This window comes from Planctomycetia bacterium (assembly GCA_021413845.1).
GTDB lineage: Bacteria > Planctomycetota > Planctomycetia > Pirellulales > PNKZ01 > PNKZ01.
Genome location: JAIOPP010000058.1, coordinates 1 through 12211 on the forward strand (window position 1 = coordinate 1; position 12211 = coordinate 12211).

The window sequence follows — 12211 nt, forward strand, 5'->3', positions numbered from 1 at the left end:
GCGGGCAGGTGACCGCCCATCCGCCGATGGATGAAGTGCTGCGCCGCGTTCCTGAGATCGAATCACGTCCCGGCATGCTCAGCCTGACGATCGCCACGAGTTTTCAATGGGCCGACGTGCCGGATGTCGGCGCGTCGGTCATCGCCGTTGCCGACGGCGACGCGGCGCGTGCTCAAGCCGCGGCCGACGAGCTTGGCGATTGGATCTGGAGCGAACGGAAGCGCTGGTATGCGCCGCGAGTCTCGGTGCGCGAAGCCATCGCCGCCGGCGAGGCAATCGGACGCTACCCGATCATCCTCGCCGATCATGCCGACAACACCGGCGGCGGCGCTCCGGGGGATTCAACGGAGATCCTCCGCACGTTCCATGAACTCGATTTGCAAGACGCGCTGCTCTTGTACTTAGTCGATCCCGAAGCCGCCCTGGCAGCGCAGGCCGCGGGAGTCGGCAGTCGAATTCAAGTCGCGCTTGGCGGCAAGTCGTCGCCGGTGCAAGGTCCGCCGCTCGAGGTCGAAGCCGAAGTCGTGGCGGTCACGCAAGGGGCGTTCGCCTACGACGGCCCGATGTATGCCGGCCTCACCGGCAACATGGGCCCGTCGGCTTGGTTGCGCTTCGGAGGCGTGTCGGTCGTCGTCGTGACGACGCGGGAACAGCCGCTCGATCAGGCCTTTGCGCGGACGCTCGGCATCCGCTGCGATGCCATGCGCTATATCGCGGTGAAGTCGGCGGCGCACTTTCGCTCGGGCTTCGAAAAAACGGCCGGCTCGATCCACAACGTCGATGCCCGCGCGATTCTCACGCACGATTGGGGCACTTTGCCGTATCGTCGTCGGACGCGCCCGGTTTTCCCGGTCGAGATTCGCGATTAAGCTGGAAGGTCTCCGTCTTGCTCCGTTCGGCCTGTGGAAATGAATTCGTGTCGCGAGCCCCCTTAGTTCGATTTGCGTTCCTGCTGCTCGGTTGCGCGAGCTCGGCCTCGGCAAGCGCTGCGCCGATCGACTTCGTGCGCGATGTCCGGCCGATCTTCGCGAAGCATTGCTATGCTTGCCACGGCGCGGAGAAGCAGAAGGGTAATCTACGGCTCGACATCAAATCGGAGGCGTTCAAAGGGGGCGAATCGTATGGGCCGAGCATTGTCGCGCGCGAGGCGAAGAAGAGCCCGCTCGTTCAACTGGTGACGGAAGCGGACGCCGAACAGCGCATGCCCCCCAAGAGCGCGCGGCTATCCGATGCCGAGATCGCGACGCTGACGCGCTGGATCGACGAAGGAGCGAACTGGCCCGAGGGGGTCGATCTGGCGAAGCTGGAAGATAAGCGCGAGCATTGGTCGTTCAAGCCGGTGTCGAAACCGGTGCCGCCGCCGACGAAGGACGGCGCCTGGCCGCGCGGCGAAATCGATTGCTTCGTATTGGCGAGGCTGGAGCAAGCAGGTTTGCGACCGGCTCCCGAGGCGGATCGCGCGGCTTGGCTGCGGCGCGTATCGTTCGATCTTCTCGGCTTGCCGCCGACGCCGGAGCAGGTCGAAACATTCGTCGGCGACATGCGCGGCGATGCCTATGAGCGCATGGTCGACACGTTGTTGAAGTCGCCGCGCTACGGCGAGCGCTGGGCGCAGCACTGGCTCGATGTGGTCCGCTATGCCGACACGCACGGCTTCGAGGTGAACACCGAACGCCCGAACGCTTGGCCGTATCGCGACTACGTGATCGAGGCGTTCAACGCCGACGTGCCGTACGACCGGTTCATTCGCGAGCAGATCGCCGGCGACGCGCTCGGCAAAGATCCGGCGACGGGATTTCTCGTGACGGCGTCGGTGTTGCTGCCGGGACAAATCGGCCAAGACGAGCCCTCGAAGCGGCTGGCGCGGCAAGACGCGTTGGATGAGATCGTCGTGAACATCGGGCAGACGTTTCTCGGCTTGAGCGTCGGCTGCGCGCGCTGCCACGATCATAAATTCGATCCGATCGCCGCGCACGACTACTACGCGATGCAGGCCTTCGTCGCGGGAGTCGAGTATGGAGATCGGGAGCTGCGAACGCCCGAAGCCGAAACGCGCAAGCTCGAAGCGAAGCAATACAAGCAAGAGCTCGAAACGATACTGGGGCAACTCGCGCGCTATGTGCCGCAAGCGAAGTCGGGCACGGAGCGGCCGAGTCTGGGGACCAAGGCGACTTCGTCGGGCGATACGACCGTCGCCGATCGGCACGAACTGCGGCAGATCAACGACGGGCAGTACGGCAACTCGCGCAGTTGGATGTCGAACACCAAGGGAAGCGGCTGGGTCGTGCTCGAGTTCCCGCGCACGCACACGATCGAGCGAGTCGTCTGGGGGCGCGATCGCGAGAGCAAGTTCACCGACCGACTGGCGACGAAGTACAAGCTCGAAGTCGCCGACGACGCCGGCGCATGGCGGATCGTGGCCGACTCGCAGGATCGAAAAGCATTCGACGCGCGCAGCGATAAGCCGGCGCCGTTTTCCACGAAGGGGCTTAAAAGCGAAGAAGCGCAGGAAGCCGAACGGTTGGTCGCACGCCAGAAAACGCTCGAAGCGAAACTGACCGGCGCCGAGAACTCGCGGAAGGCCTTTGCCGGAGTGTTCCGAACTCCCGACGTGATTCATTTGTTGAACCGCGGCGATCCCGAACAGCCGAAAGAGGCGGTCGCGCCGGCGATGCTCGCCCTGTTCGGAGGTGCGAAGCCGGCCGCGAACGCCAATGAGCAGCAACGCCGGATGGCGCTGGCCGACGCGCTCGCCGCGCCGCACCAGCCGTTGACCGCGCGCGTCATGGTGAACCGCATTTGGCAGGGGCATTTCGGCACCGGCATCGTCGAGACCGCGAGCGACTTCGGGCGGACGGGAACGAAGCCGTCGCATGCGGAGTTGCTCGACTGGCTCGCGCAAGAGTTCGTGCGCGGCGGATGGTCGATCAAACACATGCACCGGCTGATCGTCCTTTCCGCCGCGTACCGGCAATCGACGCGGCACGACGTTGCCGCGGCAAAGAAAGACGCCGACGTCCGGCTGCTGTGGCGGTTCCCTTCGCGCCGGTTGGAAGCCGAGGCGATTCGCGACTCTATGCTCTTCGTGAGCGGCCGACTCGACCTGAAGATGGGAGGCACGGGCTTCAACTTGTTCGATAAGCGAGGGGGCCTGTCAGGCTTCGTGCCGGTCGAATCGTTCAGCGGCGAAGGTCTGCGGCGGATGATCTACGCGCATAAAGTTCGTCGCGAGCGCGATGCCGTGTTCGGTGCGTTCGATTGTCCGGACGCGGGGCAAAGCACGGCGCGCCGTCGCGAGTCGACTACGCCGATTCAAGCGTTGAGTCTATTCAACAGTCGCTTTACGCTGGAGCAGGCCGACGCTTTCGCCGCGCGCGTGAAAGCCGACGCCGGCGCCGATGTCGACGCGGCGAAGCAAATCGCGCGGGCCTATCGCTTGGCGCTCGGGCGGGATCCGAGTGCCGCGGAAGTCGTCGACGCGCAGACCGTCGTCGCGGGCTTCGGGCTCTCGACGCTTTGCCGTGCCTTGTTCAACAGCAACGAGTTTCTCTTCTTGCCATGAATCCAACTTCGCACCCTTATCTCGATCGGCGACGTTTCCTGGCCGACTCCGCCACGGCGCTCGGCTCCGTAGCGCTTGCGCAATTGCTGCGCACCGACGGCTTGCTCGCCGCGCCGTCGCCGGCGATCGACTTGGCACGGCCGTATGCGGCGCGGGCCCCGCACTTTCCCGCCAAGGCGAAGAACGTCGTCGTGATCTTCTGCGCCGGAGCCGTGAGCCAACTCGAAACGTGGGACTATAAGCCCGAGCTGACGAAGCAAGACGGGAAGCCGCTCGCCGGCGGACCCGCGGTGACGTTTCAAGGGCCGGCCGGAAATCTGGCTCGGCCTCAATATGCGTTTCGGCCTCGCGGCGCGACCGGCAAGATGGTCTCGGACATGATTCCGCATCTGGCGGAGTTGACCGACGACATCGCGTTCGTCCACTCGCTGACGAGCAAGAGCAACACGCACGGGCCGGCCGAAAACTTTCTCTCGACCGGCTTCGTGCTCGACGGCTTTCCAAGCCTCGGCTCGTGGGCGAGCTATGCGCTGGGAAGCGAGAACCAGGACCTGCCGGCGTTCGTCTCGATTCCCGACCCGCGCGGGGTGCCGCAAAACGGCTCGAACAATTGGGGGCCCGGCTTCTTACCCGCCGCGTTTCAAGGGACCACGCTCAGTGCGAAGGAGCAGATTCGCCATCTCACGCCGCAAGGAGTTTCGCCGGCAGCCGATCGTGCGGCGCGCGAGCTGTTGCAGCGGATGAACCAGCGGCATCTCGAACAACATCCGGGCGACGGCAAGCTCGCGGCCCGAATCGCCGGCTACGAGCTCGCCGCGCGCATGCAACTGAGCGTGCCGGAGCTCAGCGATTTGAAATCGGAACCGGCGCACATTCTGAAGCTCTACGGAGCCGACGACACGGCGAACCCGACCAAGGCGGCCTTCGCGCGCAACTGCATTCTCGCCCGCCGGCTCATCGAGAGCGGGGTGCGGTTCGTGCAACTCTTCAACGGCGCCTACGCCAGCGGCGGCGATCTGAATTGGGACGGCCATAACAAACTGAAAGAGCAATACGACAAGCATGCCGCGATTCTCGACCAACCGGCGGCCGCGCTGATTCGCGATCTCAAGCAACGGGGTTTGCTCAAGGATACGCTCGTCGTCTGGTGTACGGAGTTCGGCCGGATGCCGATGTTTCAGCGCGGGGCGCAAGGCCGGGACCACAACCCCGACGGGTTCACTTGCTGGCTCACCGGCGCGGGCGTGAAGCCGGGCGTGAGCCACGGCGTCACCGACGAACTCGGCCGGCAAGCGGTGGCCGACATTCACCCGCTCTACGATTTCAACGCCACGATCTTGCACCTGCTCGGTCTGGATCACGAGCAACTCACGTTCGAGCACAACGGCGTGCAACGCCGGTTGACGAACGTGGAGGGGCATGTGATTCGCGAAGTCTTGGCGTAGTCGCCGCAAGCCCCGCTCGAAGTGGGCTTCGCGATTTATAACTTCGTCGCGGTCATCCAGCCGCAGAAGAGCAGCGCGCGGACGAGCCCGTAGGCGATGATCGCGGAGACGGGAATGGTGAGGATCCAGGCCCAGATCATCTTCTCGATCACTGTCCAGCGAACGGCATTGAAACGCTTGGCTGCTCCGACACCCATGATCGCCGCGGAGACGATATGCGTCGTGGAGACCGGAATGCCGAAGTGCGAGGCCAGGCCGATGATCGAGGCCGAAGTGGTTTCGGCGGCGAAGCCGTGGACGGGCTGCAATCGCACCATCTTATGCCCGAGCGTTTTGATGATGCGCCACCCGCCGGCGGCCGTCCCCGCGGCCATGACGAGAGCGCAGAGGATTTTGATCCAAACGGCGATTTCGAGGTCGTGGCCGGGGGCGGGCAGGGGAGTGTGCAAGAACGCGAGCCAGGGGGGAGCGTCGGCCATCGAGCCGTCGGCCGTGCCCGCCGCGAGCGCCAGCGCGATGATGCCCATCGTTTTTTGTGCGTCGTTGGTGCCGTGCATGAAGCCCATGCCGGCGGCGCTCACCATTTGCGCCTTCCCGAACACGGTATTCACGAGCGCCGGCTTCCAGTTTCGTAACAGGAAGTAGAGCAACCCCATCACGAGCATGCCGAGCACGAAGCCTGCGACCGGCGAGCTGAACATGGGAATGCAGACCTTCCAGAGCAAGCCTTTGCCGTCGTACCAATGGTCTTTGTTGGGCTGCGACCAAATAATGACGTGCCAGCTTTCGGCCGCCGCGACGGCCGAGCCGATCAGGCCGCCGATCAGGGCATGGCTCGAACTACTCGGCAGGCCCCAATACCAAGTGGCGAGATTCCAAACGATCGCGGCCGTGAGCGCGCAGACGAGCACTTCTTGCGACACGACCCGGCCGTCGACGAGGCCCGAGGCGATCGTCTTGGCGACGGCGGTGCCCCAGAGCGCGCCGACGAGATTGGTCGACGCGGCGAGCACGACCGCTTGTCGCGGAGTGAGCACTTTGGTCGAGACGACCGTGGCGATGGAGTTGGCCGTATCGTGAAAGCCGTTGATGTATTCGAACATCAACGCCACGAAGACCACGACGAAGATCAGCGTCATATAGTTGTCTAACGATCGGCTAACAATTGGGCGTGAATAGACTTCGAGCGCGGCGCGAGTTTTTCGTTTTCCGGACCGGCCCTGGCAGAATCGTCGGGCGGAGTCGTCGAGCAGGGTCGTCAGGCAGAGCTACGTGTTCTTGAGCACGATATGCGAGATGGCGTTTCCGGCGTCGCGGCAACGATCGATGACTTTCTCCAGTAAGTCGTACAGATCGCGGACCATCATCGCTTGGATGGCTTCGTACTTGCCGCCGTAGACTTCGCGGAGCAAGTCGACCATCACTTCATCGGCCTCGCTCTCGACGGCTTGCAAACGGTCGTTGAGTGCTTTCACCGTGTCGAGCGGAGGCATCTTACGGAGCATCCGCACCATGTCCGACAGCGTGTGGGTGGCGCGCTCCATGAGCTCGATCTGGCGGTTGAACTCGACCGCTTGCAGTCGTTGCGGAGCGATGTTGAAACGCTCGGCGAACTTCTCGATCGTCTTGCAGATGCGATACAGTGCATACGACACCGTCTCGATGTCTTCGCGCTCCAAGCCCGTCACGAACGTGTTCACCAGCTCGAGGCTGATCTGCTGCGTGATCCGTTTGTCTTTGCCGAGCGAGAGGGCGAACTGATCGAGCGGATGAGGATGGGTCCGATCCTTCAGCAACTCGACCAAGAGCCGGGTCGAGGCGAGCGTCTCTTCGGCGCTGGCTTCGAGGAGGTCGAAGAATTTGGCGTCGTGGCTGAAAAACTTCTGAATGGAGAACATAGTGCTTTCGAAACGAAGAAGGCCGGGCGAACGAAACTCGGGAATCGATCCGAGGCCGATTTTTCGGGGAGCCGAATTGTAATGCGAAGCTCGCAGTCGCACCACTGACCGGTTGATAGAGATCGGCGCGATCGATTGAGCCTAAGGAGTGATATTTTCGTCGCGGTCGCGATTTTCCGGCGTTACAATTTCGCTCGGTTGGCCGGTATTCCGACTCCTTGCGAGGGCCGCTTTCATCGTGCCGCTGACCGGCATCTTTCCCGTTTCATAGCTAGTTTCGCAGCCTGTTCCTTCCCGTCGCCACCTCGACGCACCTACCCGCGAATCCCACTCGTGAACCACGCCATGCGATTCTCTCCCTTGGGGCGAGCCGTCGTCCTTGTCTTGCTTTCCGCTTTCTCCGCTGCGGGTCAAACCATGCCGCTCTACGATCGAGCTTCGAGTGCCGCGGGCGAAGGACGTTCGATGGTCGTCGCGCGGCGCGGCATGGTCGCTACGAGCCAACCGCTCGCCACGCAAGCCGGGCTCGACGTCTTGCGGCGCGGCGGTAATGCCGTCGACGCGGCGCTGGCGGCCAACGCCGTGCAAGGTGTCGTCGAGCCGATGAGTTGCGGCATCGGCGGCGACTTGTTCGTGATCTATTGGGACGCGAAGACGAAGAAACTGTACGGCCTCAACGCGAGCGGCCGGAGCCCGTATGAGTTGACGATCGACAAGGTCCGCGCCGCCGGCCATGCGAGCCTGCCGGATAAGGGGCCGCTGTCGTGGTCGGTGCCCGGCTGCGTGCGGGGTTGGGAAGACCTGCGAGCCCGCTTCGGCTCTTGGCCGCTCGCCGAAATTCTCGCTCCGGCCATCGAGTATGCCGACGAGGGATTTCCGGTAAGTCCCGTCATCGGAGCCGATTGGCAAGGCTCGGCCTCGATGCTTGCGGCGACTCCGGAAAGTAGTGCGACGTACTTGGTCGACAACAAGACCGCCGACGGTGCCGCAACCGGCCGGCGACGAGCGCCGCGCGTCGGTGAGATGTTTCGCAACCAGCGGCTTGCCGCGACCTACCGCCGGCTGGCGACGACCGGTGCCGACGACTTCTACAAGGGTTCGCTCGCGCGCGAGATCGTCGCTTATTCGCAGCGCACGAAAGGGTACTTCACCGAACGAGATTTCGCCGAGCATCACAGCGACTGGATCGAGCCCGTCGCGACGAACTACCGCGGCTACGACGTGTGGGAACTTCCGCCGAACGGCCAAGGGATCGCCGCTTTGCAGATGCTCAACCTGCTCGAACCGTACGATCTGCGCAGCTTCGGGCCCGGCAGCGCCGAGTATCTGCATCTCTTCGTCGAAGCGAAGAAGCTCGCCTACGCCGATCGGGCCCGCTACTACGCCGACCCGACGATGGCTGACGTGCCGACGGCGCGCCTGATCTCGAAGCCTTACGCGAACGAGCGCCGCAAGCTGATGAGCGCGGAACGTGCCATGGTCGCCATGCCGCCGGGAGATGAGAAGCTCGTTCACGGCGACACGATTTATCTCACGGTCGTCGATAAAGATCGCAACTGCTGCTCGTTGATACAGAGCAACTACTACGGCTTCGGCTCGCAATACACGGCCGGCGAACTCGGCTTCGCTCTGCAGAACCGCGGGGCGTTGTTTTCGCTCGACCCCAAGCACCCCAACGCGCTCGCGCCGCATAAGCGCCCGTTTCACACGATCATCCCCGCGATGGTGACGAAGGAGAACGAGCCGGTGTTTTGCTTCGGCGTGATGGGAGGCGACATGCAGCCGCAAGGGCATGTGCAGGTGCTGGTGAACTTGATCGATTTCCAAATGAATCCGCAAGCGGCCGGCGACGCCGCGCGCGTCCGCCATGGAGGCAGCGCCACGCCGACCGGTCAGCCGGCCGAGGCCGACGGCGGAACGGTTTACGTCGAAAGCGGCATCAGCGAAGCAACCGTAGCCAAGCTCCGCAAGCTCGGGCACGAGGTGGTTCGCTCGCGCGGCGGCTACGGCGGCTACCAGGGAATCTGGATCGATCGGCGATACGATACGCTGCTCGGTGCTAGCGAAAGCCGGAAAGACGGCTGTGCTGCCGGGTGGTAGCGAACCCCCATCGAGTCTCTCCGGTCGGCGACAATCGTCCAGAGTTTTCTTGACTCCCATCAAAGAATGCCGATATATTAGAAACAGCTGATGCCTCGCGCACGGCTTCCTGCCACGGACGTCCCCGCCTTCTATCGGAGTTCCACCCATGCTTTCGCTATCGGGTCGGCCCATTCGCAATTGTGAAGGGATCACGCGTCGGAGCTTGCTTAAGATCGGCACGCTCGGGCTCGGCGGACTCACGCTCGCCGACATACTCGCGCTGAGGTCGCAAGCGGCGACGAGCGGGTCGACTGTCGTGGGAGCCTCGAGCGCGCGGAAGACGAGCGTCATCTTTTTCGAAATGTCCGGCGGACCGACGCACTTCGAAACGTATGACCCGAAGCCCGAGGCTCCGCTGGAATATCGCGGGCCGCTGAAAGCGATTCCGACCGCAATCGCCGGCGTGAATTTCTGCGAAGTCCTTCCGGAGCAAGCGAAGATCGCCGACAAGCTCGCGATCATTCGTTCGATCCACCACGACTCGGGGAGCCACGGCACGAGCTCGCACCTGACGCAGACCGGTTATTATCTGCGCGACAATCAGAACCGCTCGAACGAGATGCCGTCGATCGGTTCGATCACGGCCCGCAATCGGGGCGCGAACGTGGAAGGGATGCCGAGCTTCGTGTCGATGCCCCGCGCGATGCGCTTCGGCACGGCTTCTTGGTTGGGGAAAGCCTACAACCCATTCGTGGTCGACAAAGATCCGTCGGAAAAGAACTTCAAGGTCAACAACTTATTCCTCGAAGATGGCCTGACGCTCGGCCGGCTCGACACCCGCCGCGGTCTGCTCGACGCGCTCGATGTGCAGCGTCGGATGGTCGACAACGAAGGGGTGTCGGCGGCGATCGATCAGTTCACGCACCAAGCCTTCGACATGCTCACGACCGATCGGGCCCGCGCGGCTTTCGATCTGACGAAGGAATCGGAAGCGATGCGCGAGCGCTACGGACGGAACTTGACCGGACAATCGCTCCTCTTGGCGCGGCGCTTGGTCGAGTCGGGCGTGACGTTCGTGACCGTGCGGATGAACGAAGGGTGGGACGATCACGGAAACATCGACAAGGCGATGCAAAAGAAAGGCCCGGCCTTCGATCGCGGGCTGGCCGCGCTCATCGGCGACCTGTACGAACGGGGCCTCGACCGCGACGTGATGGTCGTGGCGATGGGAGAGTTCGGGCGGACGCCGCGCGTCAACCGCAACGCCGGCCGCGACCATTGGGGAGGCGTGATGAGCGTGATGATGTCCGGCGGCGGCTTACGCGTCGGGCAGGTGGTCGGCTCGAGCAACGCGCGCGGCGAGGTGCCGCAAGACAATCCGTATCGGCCCGAGAACGTGTTGGCGACCGTGTACCGCCATCTCGGCATCGACCCTGCGGCGACGCACGACGATCTGACCGGTCGCCCCCGTTACATTCTGGAACGTCGCGAACCGATCCGCGAATTGATTTAAGCCGGCGGCCGGCGACTACGGTTGCATCCGCGCTTCGAGCGTTTTGATTCCTTCGCGATAGACCTCGAGCACGCGCCGGCGCTCGTCGTCGTTGGCGAAGGCGGCGCGCTTGGGAATCACGTCGAGAGCGCGGCGCATTTCGGCGAGCATGAGCTCGGCCGTCGGGCGGTGAAACGCTTTCTTGTCGCCGATCTCGACGTAGATCGGGCTCGTATGCGCGAAGAGCGCTCGGTCGAGCTCGTGCTTCGGCTGGTCCCGATCGGGAATGCGGAGCGCGAGCCAGCCCGACTCCTGGAGTTCGAGCTCGCTCTCGGGCGTGCCGTCGAGCTCGGCTACGAAATGCTCGCCGACTCGCTTCGTCGGCACCGTGCGCACGACCCGCCCGTTGTAAACGACTTCGATCGCGCGGAAGTCGTGTCGCCCGATGCCGCGGGCATGGAGCGTCGCCGTGCGCGGGGCATCCAACCGCAATTCATCGCCGACCTGTTGCGTCTCTTTGCCGGCGAAATCGAGCGAGAATTTCAAGAGCGGGCCGTTCGTGATCGTCGTGCGACCACGCTCCAGTTGCTTGAGCCAGGCCGCCGGTCGCATCACATCGATTGCCTGCGCTTCGTTGTCGTCAGGCACATACACGCGCGAAAAATCATCGATGAACCAGTCGGTGCCGGTCGAGAAGGGGACCTTCAAGCCGATGTTCAAGTAGCGATAGTACGTTTCGTCGTAGCTGCCGTGATGGGCGCCGCCGTCGTTGATGTTCTGCGCATGCAGCCGATCGCCGAGCCAACTGGGCACGTCTTCCAAACCGAAACGGTTGTGGCACCAGATGACCGTCGCACCCTGGCGGCGCGCCTCTTCGATGCCGGGTCGCAAGGCCGGCGCGTCGGTGCCGGTGCGCATGATGCCGGGCCCGATGCTGACTGGTTGAATGAGTTGTTGAATGTTGAGAAACATCACATGGCCGTAGCCTTCGTCGCCGGGGCCGAAGTTGTGGCGATGTTCTTCACCGTTGCCGAACATCGTGCCCGACTGCGATAGCCGCGCGAGATCGCCGGCCGTCAACACGTTCGAGATATACGCTTTGTCGTCGGGCTTGCGCTCCAAGTGGGACACGAAGACGATGTCGAGCCCATCGGTTTTAGGGACGAGCATCAGGTAGCGATGCATCTCGTCGAAGCTCATGTCTTTGAGATGCAGATGCGTGTTGCCGGAGCGCAGCACTTCGTGGTGAGCATGGAAGATGCGCCGCATCCGGAGCTCGAGCTTCTTCTCGTTGCCGTGGGTCAGGTCGACCTCGGCCGTGGCCCGTTCGGTTTCCAAGCCATGCACCGCTTCGATGCGGAGCTTGCGGCGCGGCAAGCGGAGCTTTGTTTCGGCGTGGAGTGAGAACCAATTGAGGGCTCGATGGATTTCGCCGGGAAGCTGAATAGCGCGGCCGTCGTCGGCGTTCGTGATGCGCACCAGAGCCGGCAGGAGTCGGCCCTGGTCGTCGACGAGCCGGATCGCGAGTTCGGCCGTTTGCTCAAGCGGCAACTTCGCGGCGGCGGGGTCGGCCTGAGCCAGCGCGACTTGCTCGACCTCGCGCCGTCGCTCGTCGGCCGCTTCGCGCGTGAGGTCGTGCGCGAAGCCGGCTGGAACGAAGAGCAACGCGAGCAGGAGCGGGCGGCGCCAGTTCATGGTCGTTTTTTCCCGGATGCTCTTTTCGTAACGTAAT

At 63.5% G+C, this 12211-nt stretch carries 8 protein-coding genes; 5 read left to right on the forward strand and 3 right to left on the reverse strand.

Annotation, left to right across the window (positions count from 1 at the left end; all coding sequences use genetic code 11):
• The 3 genes from K8U03_10600 to K8U03_10610 form a co-directional block, all read left to right on the forward strand.
• A partial coding sequence (locus K8U03_10600) for an MlrC C-terminal domain-containing protein (GenBank protein ID MCE9605337.1) occupies positions 1-869 on the forward strand: 869 nt, incomplete at its 5' end.
• Positions 870-952: 83 nt separating this feature from the next.
• On the forward strand, positions 953-3562 hold the full coding sequence (locus K8U03_10605) for a PSD1 and planctomycete cytochrome C domain-containing protein (protein MCE9605338.1): 2610 nt from the start codon (positions 953-955) through the stop codon (positions 3560-3562).
• On the forward strand, positions 3559-5007 hold the full coding sequence (locus tag K8U03_10610) for a DUF1501 domain-containing protein (protein MCE9605339.1): 1449 nt from the start codon (positions 3559-3561) through the stop codon (positions 5005-5007). The genes K8U03_10605 and K8U03_10610 overlap by 4 nt, the downstream gene beginning before the upstream one ends.
• Before the next feature lie 35 nt (positions 5008-5042).
• Here K8U03_10610 and K8U03_10615 read toward each other — a convergent pair whose 3' ends face one another.
• Positions 5043-6146, reverse strand: coding sequence for an inorganic phosphate transporter (locus tag K8U03_10615; protein MCE9605340.1), 1104 nt, complete (start codon positions 6144-6146; stop codon positions 5043-5045).
• A gap of 129 nt (positions 6147-6275) precedes the next feature.
• Positions 6276-6905, reverse strand: a complete 630-nt coding sequence (locus K8U03_10620; protein MCE9605341.1) for a pit accessory protein — start codon at positions 6903-6905, stop codon at positions 6276-6278.
• Between the two features lie 345 nt (positions 6906-7250).
• Between K8U03_10620 and ggt the strand changes: the two genes are divergently transcribed.
• Entirely contained in the window at positions 7251-9005 is a 1755-nt protein-coding gene (gene ggt, locus K8U03_10625; protein MCE9605342.1) for a gamma-glutamyltransferase, read from the forward strand.
• 148 nt (positions 9006-9153) lie between these two features.
• A complete protein-coding gene (locus K8U03_10630; GenBank protein MCE9605343.1) occupies positions 9154-10500 on the forward strand; it encodes a DUF1501 domain-containing protein in 1347 nt (448 codons plus the stop codon).
• A 15-nt stretch (positions 10501-10515) separates the two neighbouring features.
• Here the strand turns inward: K8U03_10630 and K8U03_10635 are convergent, their stop codons facing one another.
• The gene (locus tag K8U03_10635) at positions 10516-12174 is read right to left on the reverse strand and encodes a CehA/McbA family metallohydrolase (GenBank protein MCE9605344.1); all 1659 of its coding nucleotides are present in this window, start codon (positions 12172-12174) and stop codon (positions 10516-10518) included.
• Positions 12175-12211: the final 37 nt, after the last annotated feature.

Bases quoted from the DNA above. Each gene is read 5' to 3' on its own strand.
- ggt (MCE9605342.1), top strand. From the start codon at position 7,251: ATGCGATTCTCTCCCTTGGGGCGAGCCGTCGTCCTTGTCTTGCTTTCC.
- K8U03_10635 (MCE9605344.1), bottom strand. From the start codon at position 12,174: ATGAACTGGCGCCGCCCGCTCCTGCTCGCGTTGCTCTTCGTTCCAGCC.
- K8U03_10620 (MCE9605341.1), bottom strand. From the start codon at position 6,905: ATGTTCTCCATTCAGAAGTTTTTCAGCCACGACGCCAAATTCTTCGAC.
- K8U03_10630 (MCE9605343.1), top strand. From the start codon at position 9,154: ATGCTTTCGCTATCGGGTCGGCCCATTCGCAATTGTGAAGGGATCACG.
- K8U03_10610 (MCE9605339.1), top strand. From the start codon at position 3,559: ATGAATCCAACTTCGCACCCTTATCTCGATCGGCGACGTTTCCTGGCC.
- K8U03_10615 (MCE9605340.1), bottom strand. From the start codon at position 6,146: ATGACGCTGATCTTCGTCGTGGTCTTCGTGGCGTTGATGTTCGAATAC.